Raw genomic sequence first — 288 nt, 5'->3', positions numbered from 1 at the left:
AATAGATTTGTCAGTTGTTTTTTCAATACGAACCATTGGGTCAATGACTGTCGTTGTAACGGTATTTGTTTGCTTTGTAATTGTAATAGGTGGTTTTGTTGGATCAATGATAACGGTATAGGAAACAGAAGCATCATTATTAATTGTAGATTGAAGAGTAGAAGAAGATATTGTCACTTGGAACGTAATAATAACAAATTCATTAGGAGCAAGATTTCCTAACGTAATACCATTTTCAGGATTCTCATTAGGCTGATTGATTCCGTTAATCGTAACACTACCAGCAAC

General features: G+C 33.7%; 1 protein-coding gene. It reads right to left on the bottom strand.

Features of this window, described 5'->3' with window-relative positions; translation table 11 throughout:
• On the bottom strand, positions 1-288 hold a 288-nt coding region (locus ACLI50_RS22570; RefSeq protein WP_411414678.1), incomplete at both ends, for a hypothetical protein.

It is taken from the genome of Chryseobacterium cupriresistens, assembly GCF_046614675.1.
Classification (GTDB): Bacteria; Bacteroidota; Bacteroidia; order Flavobacteriales; family Weeksellaceae; genus Chryseobacterium; species Chryseobacterium cupriresistens.
This window is presented reverse-complemented; position numbering and strand designations above follow the sequence as displayed.